This window comes from Streptomyces sp. NBC_00354 (assembly GCF_036106915.1).
Lineage (GTDB): Bacteria > Actinomycetota > Actinomycetes > Streptomycetales > Streptomycetaceae > Streptomyces.
Genome location: NZ_CP107983.1, coordinates 8287476 through 8308674, shown reverse-complemented (window position 1 = coordinate 8308674; position 21199 = coordinate 8287476). Strand labels below are relative to the sequence as shown.

Genomic DNA, 21199 nt, shown 5'->3' with positions numbered 1-21199 from the left:
CACCCATCCATGCGTGAACGGTTCCCTCTTCCGTCCGTGCAACGTATGCCGCGCCTCCGACAACGCCGCAGGAAGCCCTGCGCCACCCCCCTGGCGGCTAACCCCCCTCCATCACGACGCTCTCCCGATGCCCGGCCCGGACCGCGTGGCCGACGGGCGGCACAGCGCTCGCGTTGCCGAACCGTTTACGCCTCCTCGCCGAGGGTGAGGCGCTGCAACAGGCCGAGCAGGGTACTGCGGTCGGCCGCGGGCAGCACCGAGAAGCACGAGGCCAGCACCTCATCTGCGACGCGATGCCCTTCCTTCAGGACGCGCTCCCCATCAGGTGTGAGGTGGTGCTCGATGCGACGGCCGTGGCCAGGTCGGCGCTCGACCAGGCCTTGCGCGACCAGGCGGGAGGCGAGTGTGCCGAAGGCCTGCTCGCTCTGGAACGTGGCGGCGGCCAGCTCGCGAGCAGAGGCCCCGCGCGCGTTGCCGATCGCCCGAAGGGCGTCCCACTGGGCGAGCGTGGTGCCGATCGCCGCCAACCCGCCTTCCAGGGCGCGGTGCTGACGGTACTGGGCCTGTTTGACCGCCCTGCCGAGGGTTTGAAGTTCATCGTGCATGGCTCCAGCTTAACCCGCGACTAAGCTAGCTTATATCAATATGTTTAGTTAGGGTGTTGAGCATGACTTCCAAGCGCACCGTCACCCCGCATCCAGACCTGCCGCTCACCCTGACCGAGACGGACAGCGACCACGGCAGGACCATCCTGGTCCTGCACGGCGGCGGAGGTCCTGCCACCGTCGCCGGGCTCGTCGAACACCTCGCCCGCAGCGCGCGGGTCATCACGCCCGTACACCCCGGCTGGCAGGGCACCCCGCGGCCCGACTGGCTCACCGGCGTCGACGACCTCGCCCTCACCTACCTCCACCACCTCCACGAGCAAGGGCTGCGTGACGTCGTGGTCGTCGCCTCGTCGTTCGGCGGCTGGGTCGCCGCAGAGATGGCCGTCCGGGACACGGCCGGCCTCATCTCCGGACTCGTCCTGATCGACGCGGTGGGCGTGCACGTCGAAGACGAACCGATCGTCGACTTCTTCGCCCTCGACGCCCGCGGTGTCGCCGACCACGCCTGGCACGACTCGGACCGGTACTTCGTCGACCCCGCGACGGTACCGGCCGCACAACTCGCGGCCCGGCAATCCGACATGGCCGCCCTGCGCACTTTCGCAGGCGACCCCTACATGCACGACCCCAAGCTGCTGCGCCGCCTTACAGGCGTACACATCCCAGCCCTGCTGCTGTGGGGAGCCGGCGACCGGATCGTCACCCCGGCCTACGGCGCCGCCTATGCAGCCGCCTTCGCCAACGCCCGCCTCCACATCATTCCCGAGGCAGGCCACCTGCCGCACATCGAACAACCCGAAGCCGCCTTCGCCCTGATCGACGCACACCTTCACGCCATCGACACCCCTTCCCACGCGTGCAGTTGACCAGCACGCCCGGGCGGCGCGTACCGCCGGACTCTCAGCGCCGGTCAGGGTCGGTTGGAGGTGAGGGTCTGGGCGCCGAGGACGGCGAGCAGGGCGTGCTTGTCGTGGCTACCACCACCCTGGACAGAGGGCGGAGCTCACGCCCGCGCTCCGGGGCGGGACGGTTTGCCAAGTCGTTTGGGCTGATGGGTCAGCGCTGGAGCGGGTCGTCGTTCAGCCGGCCTGCTCGTAGTTGGTGAAGAGGTCGATGAGGCTGTGCGGGGCATTGTGGTCGAAGCACAGCCTGTGGTTCCGGGCGGCCTCGGCGGCAGCGGCGGCACTGCGCGGGAACAGAGCCTCCTCATACTCGGTGAACGCGGCCTCGGTGTCGCCCAGGTGCGCGCCGAGTGCCTTGCCGAGTTCGGCGCCGTCGTACATGGCGAGGTTGGCGCCCTCGCCGGCGAACGGCGACATCAGGTGGGCGGCGTCTCCGAGGAGCGTCACCCCGGGTACGCGGTCCCACCGGTGCTCGATCGGCAAGGCGTTGATGGTGCGCGGGACCGGGGCGGTCTCGCCGTCCGTGATCAGCGCGGTGAGTTCCGGGGCCCAGCCGTGGAACTCCTCGGCGACGCGGGCCGTGGCCGCTCCGGCGTCGGTGAAATCGATGGCCGCGATCCACTCCTGCGGCTTGTTGAGCGCCACGTATGTGTGCAGGACGCCGTCGGTCTCCCGGTGGGCGAGGATCCCCTTTCCGGGCGCGAGCGCGAAGAGCGCGCCGCCGCCGACCGCCCGCGCGCTGGCCGCATGGCGGGAGGCGCCGTCGAACAGATAGGTCTCGATGAAGGACGTGCCGACGTACTCGGGCTTCTCGTCGGACAGCAGCGGACGGACCCGCGACCAGGCCCCGTCCGCACCGACCAGCAAGCGGGTCGTCACGGTCGCCCCGTCCGCGAACGTCACCTCGTGCCGGCTGCCCCCGAGAGGCCGGACCGCGGTGACCTTGCGCCCCCACTGGATCATGTCGGCCGGCAGCGAGTCGAGCAGAATCTTCCGGAGGGCGCCGCGGTGCACCTCCGGACGCCCGCCGGTGCCGTCGTCAGCCTCGTCGAGCAGGACCGTTCCGTCCTTGTCGAGTACCCGCGACGCCTCGCCGCCCTGGTGGACGATGCCGAGGAATTCCTCGAACAGCCCGGCCGCCTTGAGCGCGAGCTGCCCGTTGTAGTCGTGGATGTCGAGCATGCCGCCCTGGGTACGGGCAGCCGGTGAGACCTCCGCCTCGTAGATGGTCGCCGGGATGCCATGGATGTGGAGGACGCGGGCGAGCATCAGCCCTCCGAGTCCCGCGCCGATGATCGTGACCGGAGTGGTCATGACGCTTCCTTCCTGGTCGCGGCCCGCTGGGCGGACACCCGGCGGGGCATGATTGGAACACTGTTCCATTGCGCCCCTAGAGTGGAACGACGTTCCATTCGTTGTCAAGCTGGAACGTCGTTCCAAGGCGTCTAGGATGGACGCATGGCAACCAGGACGCGTCGTCCGGAACGACGGCAGGAACCGCTCTCCCGGGAGCGCATCGTCAGCGCTGCTGTCGAACTTCTCGACACGGTGGGCGAGCGCGGGCTCACGTTCCGCGTACTGGCCGAGCACCTGGCGACCGGCCCCGGGGCGATCTACTGGCATGTCACGGGCAAGACCGAGCTCCTGGATGCTGCCACCGAAGCCGTCGTCACCATCACCCTCGCCGGCGACGAGACCGACGCGGCGCCGGAGGAAGTGGTCCGCGCCGTCGCTCTGGGCGTGTTCGACGCAATCGACGCCCACCCTTGGGTCGGTACGCAGCTCGCCCGCGCACCGGGGCAGTCGCCGATACTGCGGATCTTCGAACGCATCGGACGCCAGGTCCAGGCGCTCCAAGTGCCAGAAGCCGCCCAGTTCACCGCAGCGTCCGCGCTGACGAACTACATCCTCGGAGTGGCGGGCCAGAACGCCGCCAACGCCCGAGCGCACCGGCCGGACGCGAACAGGAGTGAGTTGCTCGACGCCGTTGCGGCCGAATGGGCAGAACTCGACGCAGGCGAATACGCGTTCACCCGAAGCGTCGCCGGCCAACTACGCAAGCATGATGACCGTGCCGAGTTCCTCGCCGGGATCGACCTCATCCTCGCCGGAATCACCGCTCGCCAGTAGTCGGCCGGCCCCCGCCCTCCGACGAGGGCGGTGTGCCGCGAGACGCCCACCGCGAGTATCGCCAGCAGCGGCGAGTGTCTGCCGCTCCCCGGCCGGATGGGCAGGTCCTCCTACTGGAAGCCGCGGCCCGTGCGACGCGGCACGGTCTCCTGGAGCGCATTCCGGCACAGCGGGCCGCCGCCCGCCCCGCGGCGGGGCGGGGCGCCGGATCAGCCGGACGCGTCGGGTGGTGTGCCCGCGGCGCGGCGGAATTCCTCGTTGAGGCGCTGGGCCTCCTCGAGCTGGTCCTCGAGGATGACGATGCGGCAGGCGGCCTCGACCTGTATGCCCTGGTCGACGAGTTCCCGGGCGCGGGCGGCGATGCGCAGCTGGTAACGGGAGTAGCGGCGGTGGCCTCCCTCCGAGCGGAGCGGGGTGATCAAGCGGGCCTCGCCGATGGCACGGAGGAAGCCGGGTGTGGTACCGAGCAGCTCGGCGGCCCTGCCCATCGTGTAGGCGGGGTAGTCATCGTCGTCCAGTCGGCCGCCGAGCGAATCGTCCGCTGTCATCTGCACCTCTTCCTGGGAGCGCGTCAAGGGGCCCTGGTGCTGTGCGGCACCAGGCCCCGGAGGAAAGTCAACACCATCCGCCGGCCCTGGTGTGTTTCCTTCCCTGCGGGCGGGTGCTCGCGCTCGCGGACGCCGCGCACGACCAAGGCCCCGCCGGATCACCTTCGGTTCTAGTGGTCGTCGCAACACCCCAGCTCAAGGGGTGCGATGGACTTCGAGATCCGCAAGGACCGGATGGCGCAGGGGCCTGTGAGGCTGCGGCGTGAGCGGGAGGAATACTTCCGCCTCGTGCAGCTGGGACTGACCAATCGAGAGGCAAGCCGACGCGTCGGCGTCCATCAGCGGACCGGCCGTGAATGGCGAAACGGCCGGACCGACCCGAAGCGGCGGCGGGCTCCTGCTCTGCCAGAGCAGGAGCCCGCGTTCCCGACGCGGTACTTGCGTGAAGACGAGCGCATCCACATGGCCGACCGGCTGCGGGAAAAGGCGCCGGTCCGCACCATTGCCGCCGAGCTGGGCCGCAGCCCCTCCACCATCAGCCGGGAGATACGCCGCAACGGCATGCCCCTGCGCGGCAACCAGAGCCGATGGGCCTACCGTCCCCACGCCGCACGGCGCCGCGCCGACCAGCGCCGGCCCCGGCCCAAGCCCGGCAAGACCGGCCAGAACACCGAGCTGCGAGACTTCATCCAGGCCCACCTGGCGATGCGGTGGAGCCCTGAACAGATCTGCCACGCTCTGCACAGACGGTTCCCCGACCGGCCGGAGATGCACGTGGTCCACGAGACGATCTACCAGGCCCTCTACGTCCAGGGCCGCGGGGAACTGCGTCGCGAGCCGGCCAGAGCCCTGCGCACCGGGCGGGCCCGGCGCAAGCCGCACCGCCAGGCCGCCGCCGGACAGCCTCGCTTCGCCCACCCCATGGTCGTGATCAGTGAACGGCCCGCCGAAGCGGAGGACCGGGCCTTGCCCGGTCACTGGGAAGGCGACCTGATCATCGGCAAGGACAACGCCTCCGCCATCGGCACCCTCGTCGAACGCGCCACCCGCTCCGTCATGCTCGTCCACCTGCCCACGGGCCGCAGCGCCGAGGACGTCAGCGCAGCCCTTCAGGCCACGGTCCGGGCACTACCCCGGCACCTGACCAGGTCCCTGACCTGGGACCGGGGCTCCGAGATGGGCCGCCATCACGAGTTCACCATCGCCACCGACATCCCGGTCTACTTCTGCGACCCCGCCAGCCCCTGGCAGCGCGGCTCAAACGAAAACACCAACGGTCTGCTGCGGCAGTACTTCCCGAAGGGCACCGACCTGTCGGTCCACAGCCGCGAACACCTGACCACCGTCGCAGCCGAACTCAACGGCCGCCCACGCAAAACGCTCGGCTGGGAAACCCCAGCCGAGCGCCTGCATAAACTCCTCGCGGCCTGATCAACACGACCACGTGTTGCAACGACCCCTAGAAACCGCCGTGAGCCGGTCGGGGCCTTCGCTGTCGTTCTGCCGCTCAGACGGAGACGGGGCTGCCGAGCATCGCGGACGCGTGCTGGAGCGGGCTCAGGGTCGCCGCGGGAGCTTCGGGCAAGCCGCGGACGATGAAGCCGAGCTGGGTCATGGCCCGGATGACCTCGCCGGCGCTGAAGTCGCGGCGGTCCTGGCGGGTGATGACCTGTCCCGCCTGCATGACGGGGTAGACGCGACGGCCGATGATCACCGATTCACCCACGACGGTTTCGGGCTTGACGCCCTTCATCGATTCCAGCACGCCGGCCTTGGTGAGGTCGAACGGGAACCGGGCGATGACACAGCGCATGATGCCTCACTCACGGGAGGAAGGGGGAAGTACGGAAGGGGGCTGACCTGGGTGCGACAGGACCTAGGCCACAGCATCGAACTTGCCCTGGCGCTGGCCGCCGCGGCGCGAGGCCTGCGAGGGGCGGCCGCGACGGCCGGGCGAGGCGGCGCTGCGCTTGGGGCGCTCGCTCACCGGCGCCGTGATGACGACGGGGATGCCGGACGGGGTCCGGGAGCCGGTGATGCGCTGCAACTCGGCCTCACCGGAGCGGACCTGAGTGGTCTGCGGGGTGATGCCGGCGGTGGCCATGAGGCGGGTCATGTCGCGTCGCTGGTTGGGGGTGACGAGGGTGACGACGCTGCCGGACTCGCCCGCGCGGGCGGTGCGTCCGCCGCGGTGGAGGTAGTCCTTGTGGTCGGTGGGCGGGTCCACGTTGACCACGAGGTCCAGGTTGTCGACGTGGATGCCGCGGGCGGCGACGTTGGTGGCGACCAGCACGGTCACGTGCCCGGTCTTGAACTGGGCCAGGGTGCGGGTGCGCTGGGGCTGGGACTTGCCGCCGTGCAGGGCCGCGGCCCGTACGCCGCTGTTGAGGAGGTCCTGGGTCAGCCGGTCGACGGCGTGCTTCGTGTCCAGGAACATGATCACGCGGCCGTCGCGGGCGGCGATCTCCGTGGTCGTGGCGTGCTTGTCGGCGCCCTGCACGTGCAGCACGTGGTGTTCCATCGTGGTCACCGCGCCGGCCGAGGGGTCGACGGAGTGGACGACGGGGTCGTTCAGGTAGCGGCGCACGAGCAGGTCGACGTTGCGGTCGAGGGTCGCGGAGAACAGCATCCGCTGGCCGCCCGGGCGCACCTGGTCGAGCAGGGCGGTGACCTGTGGCATGAAGCCCATGTCGGCCATCTGGTCGGCCTCGTCGAGCACGGTGATGTCCACCTTGTCGAGCCGGCAGTCGCCGCGCTCGATGAGGTCCGCGAGGCGTCCGGGGGTCGCGACGACCACCTCGGCGCCACCGCGGAGCGCGCCGGCCTGCTTGCCGATCGACACGCCGCCGACGACCGTGGCCAGCCGCAGCTTCACGGAGCGGGCGTAGGGGGCGAGGGCGTCCGTGACCTGCTGGGCGAGCTCGCGGGTGGGGACGAGTACCAGGGCCAGCGGCTGGCGGGGCTCCGCCCGTCGTCCGGCGGTACGGGCGAGCAGCGCGAGGCCGAAGGCGAGGGTCTTGCCGGAGCCGGTGCGCCCGCGGCCGAGCGCGTCGCGGCCCGCGAGGGTGTTCGGCAGAGTCGCGGCCTGGATCGGGAACGGGACGCTCACGCCCTCCGCGCCGAGCGCGGCGAGCAGCGGGGCGGGCATGTCGAGCTCGGCGAACGCCTCCACGGCGGGCAGCGCGGGGGTGATCGTCCGGGGCAGGGCGAACTCGCCCTGTACGGCGGCGGGCCGGCGGCCGTAGCCGCCGGAGCGGCCCTGTCCTCCCGAGCGGGCCTGGCCGCCGGAACGGGACTGACCACCCGAACGGCTGGGGGCGGCCGAGCCGAACCGGCTCCCGCCCGTGCGGGAGGAGGAGGTGGAGGAGCGATTGTTCGTGCGTGTGCGGTTCATGCGGAACCTTCCTCGAATGCGGCGCATATCAAGGAATTCCCGCAGCAGCGAGCGCACGGAGAATTGCGAGAATGGGCCGGATGGAACGTGAAAGCGAATCTGGCCGGCGAAAATCAGTGCGGGCTCAGGCGCTGAAAACGGGGACGCGGCGCGAAGGCGGGTGCCCCCGGGTGAGGATCCTCGTGCGGAGGGCCGCGGAATCCTCGGATCGTCCCGCAGGTGAACTCACTGCGGGGAAAACGCGCAGCTGGGGCCCGCACCCCGAGGGATGCGGGCCCCAGCTGCGAAGTACGCGTCAGCGTCAGGCGGGAACGATGTTCTCGGCCGTCGGGCCCTTCTGGCCCTGCGCGATGTCGAAGCTGACCTTCTGGCCTTCCTGCAGCTCGCGGAAGCCCTGGGCGGCGATGTTCGAGTAGTGGGCGAACACGTCAGCGCCGCCACCCTCCTGCTCGATGAAGCCGAAACCCTTTTCCGCGTTGAACCACTTCACGGTACCAGTAGCCATGTCAAATCTCCTTTGGGGCAGTACGACGAGATCCGCAACGTGCGGACCTCGTGTCGCCGCGATGATTGCCCCGCCGGACCAAAAAGACCGGAAATACGCAAGCGCTCACAGTGGACGTGAAGTCCGACTGGGTGCTTGAAATTTTGGGAACCACAACTGCAACTGAGATCGACAGTAGCACGGCGCGGTGACCCGCGCCGTAAAAATCGGCGCCCTCTTCGGAACCGTGAAAAACCCTCAGCGCGCGGTCCGCCAAATTCTCATCTCGCGAACACAGGTATTCCCGCCCGGGGCGCAGCGTTTCCCGCGCCGCAGGGCAGGTCCCCGTGGCCGCCGTGCAGTATCCGTCCGGACATGCGAAAGCCTCCGGACGGGTGCTGCAATCGCGCTCTGAATGTCCGTCCGTCGCCGTGTGTCGTGGCGAGCGCCCCGGACAACGGGCTGTGGGTATGGCCCGGACCGCAATCAGCTCGTGGGGAGTGGCCATGAGCGACGGCATCGGCGCCCGGTTGGCGGCCAGCAGCCGCATCTCCGTCCGGGCCCTGCCGGCCTCGCTGGATGCGGCCGAGCCGACGACGTCCCCCAGCGGACCGGCCGCCACCCGAAGACTCCGGCCCTGTGAACCCGATCCGTTATGGTCCACCCGCCCCCTGGGACATGAGCGAACATGCCCGGACCCCTTCGCGGCATCGCCCGCACAGCCGTGAGGACCGCAACCGCCACCGCGGTGTCCCACCGCGTCTCGCGGCGGCAGGTGGGCCGATGAGCACAGCAGGGCGAACAGCAGCAGGCAGATCAGCAGCAGCCTGCCCCGGCGCCACCGACCGCCGCTGCCCCCGGAGACGACATGACCGCCGAGTCCGACCAGCTCGGGCAACTGGCGACGTAGAGGCCCAAGGCCTTCTGCCCGACGAGGAATTCGCGGCTCGGATGGCGGGACGCCCCGCCTGAAGCGGACGTGCAGCACAGAGACGGGACGCGCGCGCTGGACCACGTGACCATGGACGAGCGAGATCTCCTGGTGGACCTGCACGCCGTCGCAACCATGGACGCCGACGGCCTGCTCCACCTCCTGAACCTGCACCACGGGATCCGCTCAGCGGCTGAAGCAGGCAGCGGTACTGGCGCCGGTGGTGCAAGCCCCCGCCCGCAGCGGACCCTCGAGACAGGCCCGGAGCACCCGGTACTGGTTCAGTTCCCTCTCGCCCGCATCGAGCGTGTCCCTGCGGACCTCGGCCTTGCCCCTGTCCCGGTGCCCGGTCACTGCCCCGCCAAAGGCTCCCAAGAGGCTCAGGATGAGGCAGAAGGTCAGGTTGAACCACCAGGGCAAGTGCTCCGTACCGTCAATGGCGATCGGCACGACGCCAGCCGCGCCGGCGATCCCGCCCCAAACTGCGACGCGTCGCACACGTCTACGGCGCGCCACGTCCGCCTCGCCCGCCGCTGCCCCTTCGACCGTCCCGTCCTTTTACTCCCCCGCCCCCTCGTGGCACAGCTGTCACTGCCCGTCAGCACCGTACGCCAACGCGGCGGCTCAGCACCCTGATCTGCCCTGACCTGGACGCCCCTCGTAGGCGGCGACGTGCTGGGCGGTGTTCCAGTCGTGGCACAGCTGGACCGGGGACCGGCCGGACTCCTCTACGCAGCCCGCCGCCCATCCGTAGCGCAGATCGGTGATGAAGGCGCAGAACAGCTCCAGGTCACCCTGCTGCCCCCGCACCGTGGACCACATCAGTTCACCCCGGGAGAGTGCCCGTGCACTCAGCGAACCGGCGGATCAGGCTCAGCCGGTCCACGATCGTCTTCTTCGCCAGCAGTCTGCTTCGCTGCTGTTGCTCCCACCCGCGCAGCATCACGTCGAGCATGGCGGGCTCCGGGTCCAGAGCACGGACATTGTCCGCGCGGACCGACCGGATCGCACCCGGCACATCTGCCACACCCACCCCCACACACCCGATGGTTTCACTCGATGCGGCATCGTGGCGTCGGATACACCGCCCCAGGTCCAGAACCTCACGCCATCACTTGGACGAGCCAATCCCCGTCCCCAACCTGCATAGAACCGTCAACGGGAAGCGCGGAATGATGCATCCGGCCCAACTCCGCCTCCTTCGAATCCCAGACCTCGGCGAGCGGAACCATGTGGTCGATGTCCAGCGCCCCGGCCGGCGTCACCCGCTGCTCGTCGTAGTAACTCCAGCAGACACCCCAGGTCAGGGTGCTTGAAGCTGCTGCGCTGGTAGCCGGTCCGGTCCTCGGCCGCGAGCTGGAGCGCGGAGACCGCAACCCCGATCACGACTTCACGACGGAGGCTCTGTTTGTCGCCGTCGGATCGGCGTGGCTGTATCTCGCCACGGTGATCGATATCTGCTCGCGGCGCGTGATCGGCTGGTCCATCGCGACCACACGCGTACGTCCGTGGTCGCCGACGCGATCGAGATGGCCATGGCCGCCCGCGGCGGCCAGGTCCGCGGCCTGGCCTTCCAGACGGACAGGGGCGCCAAATACACACAGCACCAGCCTCAACACTCCCAGCCAATCACCCACGCCCCACGCCAGCCAACCTGCACATTCCCATGTCAGAGGATCAGCCCAGGCACTACATGAATGGCCGGTCATAGACGCACGTCGGCGGTCGGGCTGACCGCCGACCGCTGCTATCGGGAGGGGGGAGGCGCCGTGATCGAGATCAAGAGCACCCGCCACCCTGGCGACTTGGCCCGTGAAGGACTACCTCGCCCTGGGAGCCCGCTGCCGCGACCTTCCCCAACTACGCGCCAGCTTCGCCGAGCTGCTCACCAGCTGCCCCGCCGACCAGGAGCCCCTCGAACTCGACGAGCAGTACCGCGTCCAGCGCCTGCTGGAACGCCCGGCCAGCCCCGACCCGCCAGGTCACTGCCCGGTCCGCGCCCAGGCGATGCTGCCGGCCTCCACCGCCCGCTCCCTCCGCTACTGCAGCGACCTGTACGGTCGCAGAGCCCCGGGGCTACGCCAGCGGGGGTGGCTGCCCAGCCCGCTGCCGGACCTGGCCACCGCCTCGTGACTGCCGCTGGCCCACGCCGCCATCGTGGTCGTCTCTTCAGCGGTTCCGTCACCCCGATTCTGGCCTGGATGCGTACTTGAAAGGTTCGAGCACGGACCGGGGCCTTGAAAACCGGCTCGGGCGGAGGGAAAGTCATCTCAACGAGCAGGCTGAGCGAGGGAGTCGGACGATGAAGACGCGACACCACGACGCACCCTGGGGCACCACTCGCATGGCGCCGTACGCCGAGACCGACCCGATCCCGTCGCTCACCCCGGTGATCGACCCCGAAACCCAGACCGCCGTCATCATCGACGAACACGGAGGCACGATCACGCTCGGAGATCGCCTGGCCAGCTTCAGCCGCTCGAACTCCACGTCCACCAGCAGCAGCACCAACAACTCCACGAGCACCAGCGGCTACGAGGGCTCGTCGGACTCCGACGACAACTCGGACTCGGACTCTGACTCGGACCACCACTCCCACTGATGACGACCGCTCGGAGCGGATCGGTGCTGGTGCTGACCAGCCCGCACGACGTGACCGCCGATGTGGTCCTGCGGATCCTCGCGGATCGCCGGGTTCCGGTAGTGCGCCTTGACCCGGCTCCCGATCTGCTGGCAGGTACTGCTCTGACCGCCTCGTACCGCACCGGCGATCAGGGCGGCACGCTGCGCACGCCGAGCCGCGGGCTCGACCTCACCAGGGTTCGCTCCGTCTGGACCCGCCGCCCCTCCCCCTTCGAAGGGCCGGCCGGACTGGACGCCGAAGAGCGCAGGTTCGCCGCGTCGCAGTCCCTGTGGGGCGTCGGCGGTATCCTTGCGTCCCTTCCGGGCGCCCACTACGTAAACCATCCGTGGGACAACCGGGCAGCGGAGTACAAACCGGCCCAGCTCGCTGCCGCGCAGCGTAGCGGTTTCCCGGTCCCCAGCACACTGATTACCAACGACCCCGACACAGCACGGGAGTTCGTTGCTCGCCAGACCGGCGAAGCCGTCTACAAGCCCCTGTGGAATACGCCGTACAAGGTCGACGGCCAAGCGCACCAGGTATGGGTGCGGGAAGTCCACGCGCACGAGATTACCGCCGCCATCGCCACCTGCCCCCACCTCTTCCAAGCCAAAGTGGAGAAGGCGTTCGACGTACGCCTCACTGCTGTTGGCACCCGGCTGTTCGCTGTCCGGATCGACAGCCCTGACCTCGATTGGCGCCGACGGCAGTCCTTGATGGAGTGCTCACCGATCACCGTGCCCCCTCAGATCGCGCGCTCGGTTCTTGCCTTCCTGGCCGATTACCGGCTCACCTTCGGCGCCTTCGACTTCGCCGTCACAGCCACCGGTGACTGGTACTTCCTCGAGTGCAACCCCAACGGGCAATGGGCATGGCAGCCCGACTCGATCACAGACTCGATTGCCCATGCCATCGCTGACCAGCTACACAAAGGCCCAACCGCGTGAGTGAGGTTGATCCGCGGGAGTGGACACCGGGTTTCATGCGGCGCGTGACAGCGCACCTGGTGTGATCATCTGTTGTTCGAATTCTGCTGGTGTGAGGTAGCCGAGTGCGCAGTGGCGGCGCCGGCGGTTGTAGTAGGCCAGCCGGCGGAACAGCTCGATGCGGGCCTGCGCCTTGGAGATCCAGCGCCTCCCGTGGAGCAACTCCCTTTGAGGCCCTGGAAGAACGACTCGGCGAGGGGGTTGTCGTAGCTCGAGCCGACGCGGCCCATGCTGCGGCGGATGCCGTGCCGACGGGAGACATCGGCGAACGCCGCGCTCGTGTATTGAGCGCCCCTGTCCGTGTGGAAGACCACGCCGTGGACCTGGCCGCCGCGGGCGGCCACAGCCATCTCGATCGCATCGGTGACCAGGGAGGTGCGCATGTGGTCCGCGATGGACCAGCCGATCACGCGCCGTGAGCAGATGTCGATCACCGTGGCGAGATAGAGCCACGTCGATCCGACGGCGACGTAAGTGATGTCGCCGCACCACTTGGTGTTCAGTAATTCCGTCGTGAAGTCGCGCATCACCAGATCAGGTGCGGGCGGAGCCGTCTTGTCGGCGATGGTCGTGCACTTCCTGCGCGGCAGGTGCCGCCCGACGATGCGGTTGATCCTCATCAGCCGGGTGACGCGCCTGCGGTTGATCTTCCGTCCCTGGGCCCTCAGCTCGGCATGGTCGCGCGGGGCGCCGTAAGCGCCCTGGTGATCGGTGTGGATCTCGCGGATCTCAGACGCTCTCCGTGCTTCCTCGGCGGCTCGCTCGCCTCGGGCCTCGGCACTGGCCTGGTGGCGGGAGTAACCAGAGCGGGAGACGCCCAAGACCCTCCATATCCGCTCGATGCCGAAGTCGGCGCCGTTGGCGGAGATGAAGTCCCATCGGCGGGGGCTCACTTCACCTCGCGGGCAAAATAGGCGGCCGCCGCCCGGCGAAGAATCTCGCGCTGCAGGTGCCATTCCTTCTCCGCCTTGAGCAGGCGGGCGTTCTCCGCCCGCAACCGGGCCAACTCCTCCGCCTCACCGGCACCGGCACCGGCACCGGCACCGGCACCAGGATGCCCGGGCACAGACTCGTCGTCCCCACGTCCGCAAGGACTCGGCTGTGACACCGAGATCCGCGGCTACGGCCAAGTACGTCCGCCTGCCGGACGCGGCGCGGTAGAGCGCGACGGCGTCCTTCCTGAACTCCTCCGGTACGGAGACTTGCGTCCCACCTGGACATCCCTCCCTGGATCATCAAGATCCATTGTCAGCGTGTCCACTCCAAAGGATCAGCCTCAGAGTGCGGGATCAACCGCATCAAGAGACACCGCGCCGTCGCCACGCGATATGACAAGCCCGCGGTCCGCCACGAGGCGACCGTCCTCGTCGCAGCCATCAACGAGTGGCTGTGACCCTCGGCCGTCACGCGGCAGGATCCACGTTCCACGCCGCAGGCAGATCGCTGCCGCAGAAAACGCAGACGAAGTCGTCCTCGCGCACGATGTTGTGCTCTTGGCAGTCGGGGCACCGCCGGAACACCACCTCGTGGGTGAAGCCGGAAGGCCGCCCAAGCTCTACGTCGTCCAGAGCACAGGCGACCTCCGTCCAGGAGGTGACGTCCGGGCAGTACCCGGTGGACTGGTTGCTGACCTCGCCCACGGACCACCGGCCTGCCTCGCGCATGAAGCTGATCTCGCCGGCACTCAGAACCTCGTCTCCGCCGGCACAAGCCACGTGCTCGCTTCGTCGCGGCGCCAGCCGAAGCACACCGTCCGTGCCGACCACGAAAGTGAACGGCTCGGCCAGCTCCGCCACCGATCGCTCACCGATCCAGCCGCCGAAGTCAGCCGCCGAACTGATCCGGCACCCGCCGTCACCAGGCAGCTCCGCGCTCACCCGGTGTCCGACGGTCCGCATGCGGACGGAGTTGATCGGGTCGTCGGGGTTGACGTCGATGCGGTGCTTGATACCGCCCCGGAAGTCGACGCTGACGAGGGCGTCCTTGATCCGGAGCGGGGTGTTGATGGCGAGGCGGGAACAGGGGATCTCGGCGCCGATCGGCGGAAATGCAGGGTTCATGTCGCAAGAGCCTTACGTGAGTGGGGGGCTTGCGCAGACCATTCAAGTGGGGGGTGCACTCCCCCTCGCACCAATCACTCCGTCGTGGGCGCGCTCCCCCGCCACAAGGCGCGCCCGCGAAGGGCTCACGCGCAGCAGTAAGGGTCAGGCCCTGGGGCAGGTGGGCGGCGCGGAAGATGGCGACCGTCGGCCCACTGGCCGTTCATCAGATCCCCACGTCCCACAAGACGGAATCATCAACGTTCAAGATCCACTATCGCGACAGGACCAAAGCTTGCCGGTTAACCTTCGGTGGCCAGCAACGAAGGTTCGTTCCCGGTGGCGAGGGTGACTTGGGCTGTCCATGACCAGGGCACCGGGGGCGGATCCCAGTGCACCTGGACGTCGGTGTCGTCAGCCGCGGCCGGACCCGCCCCGAACGGCGCCACGTCCCCCACCGTCACGTCCAGGCGCAGCCGCTTGAAGCACAGCGGGTGGCGGTAGACGCCGCCGTGGTCGACGGCCCGGTCCGGGCTGATCTCGGCTACCAGCTCGGGGCGGACCAAGATGACGTCCAGGACATCGCGCGACCCCCACCGCCACCGAGAAGCGGGGGCACCCGTCCACGGATGGCCGGCCGCGCGCAGCCGACCCGCCTGGTCGTGGCGGCCCAGGACCAGGAGCTGCGGGCGGGCCGGGGTGCCGGTGACGGCGCCGACGATCGCTTCGGTGGTGTCTCGTCTTCTGATCTTGGTCCACCCTCTGTACGAGGGAGATAGCGGCTGGTCAGGGGCTTGACCACGATGCCTTCCATGCCGGACACATCCGTCCAGGTCTGAAGCCATTCCCGGGCCTTGGCCAGGTCGGTGGTCGTCGGGCAGAGCGTCCACGGGCCGTCAGGGCATGGTCGGTGAACAGCTGCTCCAGGAGAGCGCGCCGGTCCGCGTACGGGCGCGTCAACAGCTCCTGGCCGTCCAGGTGCAACACGTCGAACGCCACGAAGTAGGCCGGCCACCGGGCGGCCAAACTGGCGGCGCCGCGGGCACGGGCGGCGGCCTGGCTTTATCGGCGAGGTCAAAGAATCCGCGACGCCCATCATCAGCGGGTGAGGCGGGCGCGGCGGGCGGCGGCGAGGTCGAGCACATCGTCGATGGCGGTCCGGGGCGGGCCCTCGAGGATGACGGCGTGTCTACGCAGCAACGCAACCAAGTGGCGGCCGACTGACGGGACTTCGACGGGGATACCTCGGTCCAGAGCAGCGGCGAGCATGTCAGCGAGCTCGCGGGTGTGCTGGGCGAGGGCGTCGGCGGCATGCCCGGCGGCCTCGACGGGGCGATTGCGGCGCGTGAGCTGCCGGGTCAAGGCGGCGAACGCTACCCCGGGCAAGGCGGCGAGGACCTTCTCGGCATCGAGGTCGTCGGCGAGACGGCGCAGCATGGCCGCAGCCGTGGCACGCGGAAGATTCGAGCGGACGTCCGCGGGACCGTGATTCGGAAGGGTCACGATCAGGCGGTGAGTGTCAAGGGAAGCGAAGGTGACGACGTCGGGTGTGCGGGGCACGGGGGGGCAGAGCTCCTTGGTCTGGGGTCGAGATAGTGCTCACGTGCGCGGAACAGGCCGCAACCCGTCGCGCGGAGGTCGGCTGCGGCCAGGGCCGGAACGGCGCTTGTGGGTTGTTCTGTGGGGCCCAGGGGGCGTGCGTGGGCTTTGGTGTCCGTATCCGGCGCTCTAGGGATGTCGGCGGATGCGGGGCGGCGTGCCCGATGGCGGGCGAGCAGGGCGGTGAGGACCGGTCCTCTGAGCGGTCCACCATCGAGGCGGACCCACTCGGTCGGGGCGCCGGTCGTGTTGTCCGAGGGCGGTATGCCGATCGAGAGCTGACGGGACTGCCGCGACCCGACTCGGGCGAGGGCGAGGGCGAGGGCGAGGGCGAGCGCAGCGGTCACGGCGAGGAAGACGAGGGCGGAGCCCGAGAGCAGGAAGACGCCCTGGACTGCGGTCAGTGCGATGGCGGTGTTCGGGTTCGAGCCGTGCCCATTCCTCCTCGAACGCCTAGGCCTCTCAGTCCGGGCTCTGGCCGTTGGTGCTGAGGTTCGAAGGTAGGGGGTCGGTGAGGTAGTGCTGGATGGTGGGGGCGAGGAGGTCGGTGACGGAGGAGGCGGGGAGGGTGGCGATGGCGCCCAGCTGCCAGATGTAGCGGTTCATGACCATGCCGACGATCTGGGTGGAGATGAGGCTGGCACGCAGGTTGCGTTCGGTGTCGGGCAGGCTGTGGGAGACGACGGCCAGGACGAGTTCGGAGAACAACTGCCGCAGGCGTTGCAGGGCGGCGGGTTCCTGGGCGGCGGTGAGGATGATGGAGCGCAGGGTCTCGGCGGAGACGGGGTCCTCCCACAGGTTCAGGCTGGCCTGCACGAAGGCGTGCCCACGCCGCTCCATGGGCTGTTCGGCGGCGGCGGCCACGGCTGCGCCGAACGCCTTGGGGGGTTGCATCACCTCTTCCAGCAACCCGGTCTTGGTGCGGAAGTAGTAGTTCACCAGGCCGGGGTCGACGCCGGCCTCCTGGGCGACCGATCGGAGTGAGGTCGCGGCGTAGCCACGCGTGGCGAAGGATCTGCGGGCGGCGGCGACGATCTTGTCCGCCTGCTCTCCGCGTTCACCCCGAGGGCCTCGGCCAGTCACACCGCATCACCTTCCGTAACGGTTGGCAGAGGGGCCTTCCCCTCGGCGAGAGTTTCAGCATACGTTGAAATTAGTTTCCACGCATGAGGAAATTAGGAGTTGTCATGGTGTCGCATCCGACAAGCACATTGCTCCGCCTGCTGCCGGCGCCTCACGCCCGAGGACCCCGAGCGTGCCTTCGAGCACGAGCAGCGGGAGCTCACCGGAGAACAGCCTTGAAAGGCGGGGCCCCACCACATCGACAGGAGGCCCCGTCATGGCCAACCTTGCTCTGATCTACCCGGTTGCGGCCGCTGTCGGCGCTACGTACGCGGTCGCCGCATGGGTCTGGCGCCGGTACAAGGCCGCGGCCCTGGACGGCGTGTACCCCGGCTCTCCGGAACACCAGGCCGCGCTCAAGTCGGTCGAAGACCGCACTGCACCCCAGTTCGGGTACTGGCCGGACCTGCCGACCGCGATGCAGACCGCCCACGACCCGCGGCCATCGAGCACGCCGACACCGAGCGGGGGCAGCCCATGACCGAACCCCGACCATCCGTCCGCCGTCCGGGCGGATCGGTGAGGGACAAACAGGGCTGAGGTCGTCACCCGGTCATCTCTTGGCCCGGGCTCGGAGATGACCAGTTCGAGTGAAGGGCCGATGGCCGGCGGACTGCCGTCGGCAGCACGCACGCCGCACCGCCGCTGGGAGTCCGCCTGTCATCGGCTTGTTTGCGCTGTCGTCCGCTGCTGACCGGCGTGGGCTGAGGAGAGAAGTCCTGGCGAACCCTCGGCAGCTGAGCCCGCCCATCCAAGATCCCCGACAGAGTCAAGCTGAGGCGAAACGTCCGATCCCGGCGGCTCCACTGGCGGAGTCGGGGCGTGGTCACCGGGTGGTTACCCGAGCCAGACGATGTCCAGGATGGACAGGTGCCGGGTGAGCCGGTTGATCACGTAGACGACGGAGAGCTGCCCGACGGACGCGGCGCGGACGTCTTCGCCCTCCGGGTCGCCGGTGTTCCACTGGGGCCAGCCCCACGGGGAGCGCACCGCGATGTCCAGGACGTCGCGGACCGTCTCCTTCGCGTGCTCGGGGAGCGCGGTGAGCACCTTCACTGCCTGCGGGGACAGGCGCACCGCCCATGACTCACCGGTCACCGTCGGGCGCCGAGGATGTCGTCCAGGTCCACGAAGCCGGTCTCGTCACGGCCGGAGTCCATGTACGTGTCCACGGCCGGGGCCGCGGCGACGCGCAGCTGCCAGGCGCGCACGACGTCGTGCAGCGGGGTGAGGCTGTAGCTGTGGCGGGAGTCCTCCAGGGCCTTGGCCCAGTCCCGGTCGAAGGCCGGCACCCAGGTGTCGGCGCGGCGGTCGGCGCGCAGCTGGGCGAGCAGTTGGGCAGCGGCGGCCGGGGCCGGCGGGGCGGGGGCTTCCTCGGGCTGCGCGCTCACGGGCTCCTCCATTGCAGGTCGTACCGCCACGGTAGCCGCCGCCGGGGTGCGGCGAGAGGGGTTCGGCGCTCACGGCTCCATCACCTCGTCCGGCAGGTGGAACTCGCCCTGATTGGGCCGCCGGCTCTGCAAGCTCCGTAAGCCGGCCCAGATCTGGGAGGACGGTCGAACGGTATCCGGTCTCCAACAGGCCAGCTCGGGCTGCGACAGCCGGAGGTGGATCCGCTCCTCGCCATCACGGCTGCTGGGGACACGGTTGCGCTGCTCTGGGATACCCCACGGGTCGTCTCAAGACTCCCCGGAGGCCATGTGGGCCTCGAACCAATTCGTGGGGCACGGGGCCAGACGCGACGTAGAAGCGGGCATCCGACAGCGTGCCCGTCCTGCGCACCCTCATCAGCTGAAATGCGGCAGGTGCCGACGTGGCCCGTGAGGAACTCCGAGCACAAGGCGGTACGGAGCCGGCCCGGTGCACCATCGGCACTGGCTCAGGCAGAACAACATGACTTTCCAACAGCAGCTGAAGCCACTGCTCGACGCCTACGCCGGCCAACTCCCCCGAGCCGTCGACGCCGGACTTCGTCCCCCACGAGATCGGCGACCGCTTCTGCCTGCTGGGCCCGGCCGAGGCCCAGATCGAGAAGCTCCGTACCCTCCGCGACCTCGGCGTCGACCGGTTCGCCGTGTGCGACAGGCACGACGCCCGCGAAGCCACGATCGACGCCTACGGGCAGCACGTCATCCCGGCTGCCACCGGCTGACCGGCCGCGATCAGCCGGTGCAGGTGATCGAGAAGGGGACCGGGTTGGAGGTGGCGCGGGTGGGGCTCTGGAGTTCCACGGCCATCCCTGTGGTCAGGGTGCCGGCCTTCGCATAGGTCGTCAGCCGCACGGTGTCGTGCCCGGTGGGGTTGGCCTTGTCCCCGATGGACATGGTGCGCCAGTGCGGATCCACCACCGAGCCGTCGCCGGACACCCAGCGGTAGGAGATCAGGGTCGGCTCGGAGGCGGTGAAGGTCGCGGTGAACGCCGGGGCCTGGCTCTCGCGGGTCGGGCAGCTGCCGGTGTAGGTGGTGTTCGCGCCCGCCACCGACATCCGTACGCCGCCCGAACCGGGGGTGGAGTCCTCGTCGTTGCCGTTGAGGGCATAGACCAGCCCGGAGGCGATCAGTACGCAGGCGGCCGCGCCGGCCGCGACGAAGGCCGCCGTACGGCGCTTGCGGGGCGGGGCCGCGGGCGCTGCGGCTGTCGGGTGCGCGGGCGGGGCGGGCTCCGAGGTGGTGGTAGGCGCCGGCGCCGTGGGGACTGTTGCCGCTACCGGGGCTGCCGTGGCTGCCGTGGCGGGTTCCGCCGGGGCCGGCAGGACGCGGGTGGCGGTCGTGGTGGCGTCCGGTTCGTGGGCGATGCCCCGCAGGGCCTCGGCGACTTCGGCGGCGGGAGTCCGCTCGGCCGGTTCCTTGCGGAGCAGCCCGGCGATGACCGGGGCGAGCGGGCCGGCCCGGGTCGGCACCGGCGGTTCCTCGTCCACTACGGCCCGCAGGGTGCTCAGCGCGGTGTCCTGCCGGAACGGGGTGATCCCCTCCACGGCTGCGTACAGCATCACGCCGAGGGACCACAGGTCAGACTCGGGGCCCGAGGGGCGGCCCAGCGCCCGCTCCGGCGGCAGGTACTCGGGGGAGCCGACGAGCTCGCCGGTCATGGTCAGCGCGGTGCTGCCCTCGACCATCGCGATGCCGAAGTCGCTGAGCACCACCCGCCCGTCCTCGGCGAGCAGCACGTTCGCCGGCTTCACGTCGCGATGCTCCACCCCGACGGCGTGCGCGGCGCGCAGCGCGCTCAGTACCTCTGCGCCGATGTGCGCGGCGTGCCGGGGTGTGAGCGGCCCCTCGGCACGCAGCAGATCGGCCAGCGACTGGCCGCGGATCAGCTCCATGACGATCCAGGGCCGCTCGTCCTCCATGGCCACGTCGTGGACCATCACCACGTTGCGGTCGGGTATCCGGGCCGCCGCCCACGCCTCCCGCTCCAGCCTGCTGTACATCCGCGCGATGTCGCCGGCCCCCAGATGGGCCGGGGCCCGGACCTCTTTGACGGCGACCTCGCGGTGCAGCGTCTCGTCGCGGGCCCGCCACACGGTGCCCATACCGCCCTCGCCGAGCCGGGACAGCAGCCGGTAGCGTCCGGCGATCAGCCGTTCCCCGCCCGGTGCACCCACCGCCGCCGCGGTAGTGATGGTGAGCGTGCTCTCCGTCACGGTCTCGGATTCCTCGTTGTGCATGGGGGCGGTTCTCCTCTGATCGCCTACCGACGCCAACATCACGTACGGACTTGGACCTCCGGTTCAACGAAGTGACCGAAATTTTTCGAAAATGGTTGAACCGAACACGTTCGCGATGGCGTGTTGCTGTCGTACGCGGAGTCAACAGGCGTCTTTTTCAAGGAG

At 69.5% G+C, this 21199-nt stretch carries 24 protein-coding genes and 3 pseudogenes; 9 read left to right on the top strand and 18 right to left on the bottom strand.

The features are described 5' to 3' along the window. Positions 1-185: 185 nt before the first annotated feature. On the bottom strand, positions 186-605 hold the full coding sequence (locus OHT74_RS38260) for a MarR family winged helix-turn-helix transcriptional regulator (RefSeq protein ID WP_266671417.1): 420 nt from the start codon (positions 603-605) through the stop codon (positions 186-188). Between the two features lie 62 nt (positions 606-667). On the opposite strand from OHT74_RS38260, the gene OHT74_RS38255 reads away from it, so the two are divergent. Beyond that, positions 668-1474, top strand: coding sequence for an alpha/beta fold hydrolase (locus tag OHT74_RS38255; protein ID WP_328622865.1), 807 nt, complete (start codon positions 668-670; stop codon positions 1472-1474). A 213-nt stretch (positions 1475-1687) separates the two neighbouring features. On the opposite strand, the gene OHT74_RS38250 is transcribed toward OHT74_RS38255, so the two are convergent. Beyond that, a complete protein-coding gene (locus OHT74_RS38250) occupies positions 1688-2824 on the bottom strand; it encodes an FAD-dependent oxidoreductase (protein WP_328622864.1) in 1137 nt (378 codons plus the stop codon). A gap of 144 nt (positions 2825-2968) precedes the next feature. On the opposite strand from OHT74_RS38250, the gene OHT74_RS38245 reads away from it, so the two are divergent. After that, complete coding sequence (locus tag OHT74_RS38245; protein WP_266671411.1) at positions 2969-3640, top strand: TetR/AcrR family transcriptional regulator; 672 nt, start codon at positions 2969-2971, stop codon at positions 3638-3640. Positions 3641-3849: 209 nt separating this feature from the next. Here OHT74_RS38245 and OHT74_RS38240 read toward each other — a convergent pair whose 3' ends face one another. Continuing rightward, positions 3850-4188 (bottom strand): MerR family transcriptional regulator, encoded by a 339-nt coding sequence (locus tag OHT74_RS38240; protein WP_266671409.1) that lies wholly within the window; start codon positions 4186-4188, stop codon positions 3850-3852. 207 nt (positions 4189-4395) lie between these two features. Between OHT74_RS38240 and OHT74_RS38235 the strand changes: the two genes are divergently transcribed. Beyond that, on the top strand, positions 4396-5619 hold the full coding sequence (locus tag OHT74_RS38235) for an IS30 family transposase (RefSeq protein ID WP_443047642.1): 1224 nt from the start codon (positions 4396-4398) through the stop codon (positions 5617-5619). 76 nt (positions 5620-5695) lie between these two features. Here the strand turns inward: OHT74_RS38235 and OHT74_RS38230 are convergent, their stop codons facing one another. From OHT74_RS38230 to OHT74_RS38205, 6 genes are all read right to left on the bottom strand, one after another. Then, the gene (locus OHT74_RS38230) at positions 5696-6001 is read right to left on the bottom strand and encodes an SCO5918 family protein (protein ID WP_328622863.1); all 306 of its coding nucleotides are present in this window, start codon (positions 5999-6001) and stop codon (positions 5696-5698) included. A gap of 63 nt (positions 6002-6064) precedes the next feature. After that, positions 6065-7582, bottom strand: a complete 1518-nt coding sequence (locus OHT74_RS38225) for a DEAD/DEAH box helicase (RefSeq protein ID WP_328622862.1) — start codon at positions 7580-7582, stop codon at positions 6065-6067. A 301-nt stretch (positions 7583-7883) separates the two neighbouring features. Beyond that, positions 7884-8087, bottom strand: coding sequence for a cold-shock protein (locus OHT74_RS38220; RefSeq protein ID WP_030303079.1), 204 nt, complete (start codon positions 8085-8087; stop codon positions 7884-7886). 1096 nt (positions 8088-9183) lie between these two features. Next, positions 9184-9447 (bottom strand): hypothetical protein, encoded by a 264-nt coding sequence (locus tag OHT74_RS38215; RefSeq protein WP_328622861.1) that lies wholly within the window; start codon positions 9445-9447, stop codon positions 9184-9186. A gap of 174 nt (positions 9448-9621) precedes the next feature. Beyond that, positions 9622-9819, bottom strand: coding sequence for a hypothetical protein (locus tag OHT74_RS38210; protein ID WP_328622860.1), 198 nt, complete (start codon positions 9817-9819; stop codon positions 9622-9624). Between the two features lie 4 nt (positions 9820-9823). Further along, positions 9824-10024: a hypothetical protein gene (locus OHT74_RS38205; protein WP_328622859.1), complete on the bottom strand. Its 201-nt coding sequence runs from the start codon at positions 10022-10024 to the stop codon at positions 9824-9826. A 314-nt stretch (positions 10025-10338) separates the two neighbouring features. Between OHT74_RS38205 and OHT74_RS38195 the strand changes: the two are divergent. The 4 genes and pseudogenes from OHT74_RS38195 to tgmB all read left to right on the top strand — a co-directional run. Beyond that, positions 10339-10598, top strand: a pseudogene (locus OHT74_RS38195) (DDE-type integrase/transposase/recombinase); the annotation flags it as partial. Between the two features lie 211 nt (positions 10599-10809). After that, positions 10810-11130, top strand: coding sequence for a hypothetical protein (locus OHT74_RS38190; RefSeq protein ID WP_328622858.1), 321 nt, complete (start codon positions 10810-10812; stop codon positions 11128-11130). Positions 11131-11299: 169 nt separating this feature from the next. Then, positions 11300-11599, top strand: a complete 300-nt coding sequence (tgmA, locus tag OHT74_RS38185; RefSeq protein ID WP_267002577.1) for a putative ATP-grasp-modified RiPP — start codon at positions 11300-11302, stop codon at positions 11597-11599. Further along, entirely contained in the window at positions 11599-12567 is a 969-nt protein-coding gene (gene tgmB, locus OHT74_RS38180; protein ID WP_328622857.1) for an ATP-grasp ribosomal peptide maturase, read from the top strand. The genes tgmA and tgmB overlap by 1 nt, the downstream gene beginning before the upstream one ends. A gap of 33 nt (positions 12568-12600) precedes the next feature. On the opposite strand, the pseudogene OHT74_RS38175 reads toward tgmB, so the two are convergent. The 6 genes and pseudogenes from OHT74_RS38175 to OHT74_RS38150 form a co-directional block, all read right to left on the bottom strand. Continuing rightward, positions 12601-13817, bottom strand: a pseudogene (locus OHT74_RS38175) (IS3 family transposase); the annotation flags it as partial. Between the two features lie 192 nt (positions 13818-14009). Continuing rightward, a complete protein-coding gene (locus OHT74_RS38170) occupies positions 14010-14504 on the bottom strand; it encodes a hypothetical protein (protein WP_328623479.1) in 495 nt (164 codons plus the stop codon). 443 nt (positions 14505-14947) lie between these two features. Continuing rightward, the gene (locus OHT74_RS38165) at positions 14948-15211 is read right to left on the bottom strand and encodes a hypothetical protein (RefSeq protein ID WP_328622856.1); all 264 of its coding nucleotides are present in this window, start codon (positions 15209-15211) and stop codon (positions 14948-14950) included. Positions 15212-15431: 220 nt separating this feature from the next. Beyond that, entirely contained in the window at positions 15432-15632 is a 201-nt protein-coding gene (locus OHT74_RS38160; RefSeq protein WP_328623478.1) for a hypothetical protein, read from the bottom strand. Positions 15633-15743: 111 nt separating this feature from the next. Next, complete coding sequence (locus OHT74_RS38155) at positions 15744-16148, bottom strand: hypothetical protein (RefSeq protein ID WP_266671402.1); 405 nt, start codon at positions 16146-16148, stop codon at positions 15744-15746. Between the two features lie 558 nt (positions 16149-16706). Further along, positions 16707-17327, bottom strand: coding sequence for a TetR/AcrR family transcriptional regulator (locus OHT74_RS38150; protein ID WP_266671400.1), 621 nt, complete (start codon positions 17325-17327; stop codon positions 16707-16709). A 256-nt stretch (positions 17328-17583) separates the two neighbouring features. On the opposite strand from OHT74_RS38150, the gene OHT74_RS38145 reads away from it, so the two are divergent. Then, on the top strand, positions 17584-17847 hold the full coding sequence (locus OHT74_RS38145) for a hypothetical protein (RefSeq protein WP_328622855.1): 264 nt from the start codon (positions 17584-17586) through the stop codon (positions 17845-17847). A gap of 356 nt (positions 17848-18203) precedes the next feature. On the opposite strand, the gene OHT74_RS38140 is transcribed toward OHT74_RS38145, so the two are convergent. Further along, the gene (locus OHT74_RS38140) at positions 18204-18464 is read right to left on the bottom strand and encodes a hypothetical protein (protein WP_266671396.1); all 261 of its coding nucleotides are present in this window, start codon (positions 18462-18464) and stop codon (positions 18204-18206) included. Continuing rightward, complete coding sequence (locus OHT74_RS38135) at positions 18461-18757, bottom strand: DUF6247 family protein (RefSeq protein ID WP_266671394.1); 297 nt, start codon at positions 18755-18757, stop codon at positions 18461-18463. The genes OHT74_RS38140 and OHT74_RS38135 overlap by 4 nt, the downstream gene beginning before the upstream one ends. 575 nt (positions 18758-19332) lie before the next feature. On the opposite strand from OHT74_RS38135, the pseudogene OHT74_RS38130 reads away from it, so the two are divergent. Continuing rightward, positions 19333-19518 (top strand): annotated as a pseudogene (locus tag OHT74_RS38130) (TIGR03842 family LLM class F420-dependent oxidoreductase); the annotation flags it as partial. A gap of 10 nt (positions 19519-19528) precedes the next feature. On the opposite strand, the gene OHT74_RS38125 reads toward OHT74_RS38130, so the two are convergent. Continuing rightward, positions 19529-21034, bottom strand: a complete 1506-nt coding sequence (locus tag OHT74_RS38125; protein ID WP_328622854.1) for a serine/threonine-protein kinase — start codon at positions 21032-21034, stop codon at positions 19529-19531. Positions 21035-21199: the final 165 nt, after the last annotated feature.